The organism is Halorubrum sp. SP9 (assembly GCF_005435015.1).
GTDB lineage: Archaea > Halobacteriota > Halobacteria > Halobacteriales > Haloferacaceae > Halorubrum > Halorubrum sodomense.
On the sequence record NZ_SGXU01000109.1, the window covers coordinates 884 to 1,326 of the forward strand.

The window sequence follows — 443 nt, forward strand, 5'->3', positions numbered from 1 at the left end:
TCATCAGTTGTTGGTCGGTTTGAGTTCCCACCAGCAACCATCTCGATCGGGGACCGCTACCAGTTATACAAGGTGGCGCTCCCGTACACGGAGACCCCCACGCTCACCGCTCAACCCCACACGCCAGAGCTCCATATCGGTCAAGGCGGAACCGGCGTCCAAAGCGCGTATGGCCAACACCGCTCAGATCGTCCCGGGCCGGGCGTGACAACCCGGGAGCTGCGTGAGTATGTGCCGGGCGACGACGTCCAACAGATTGACTGGAACGCGACGGCTCGCCTTGGAGAGACATATGTCCGTGAAACGGAGGGAGAAACCGATCGGCGGACGCTTCTCATTGTCGACCATCGCAATCGAATGGCTACTGGAACCGATGGCGGGACGATGCTTGAATACGCGCGTGAAGTGGCTGGTGGGATCGCACAGACGGCCGCCGAACACGG

At 61.2% G+C, this 443-nt stretch carries 1 protein-coding gene; it reads left to right on the top strand.

Annotated elements, in window-relative coordinates; genetic code table 11:
- The coding region (locus tag EXE45_RS16660; protein WP_158294296.1) for a DUF58 domain-containing protein at positions 1-443 on the top strand (443 nt) is incomplete at both ends.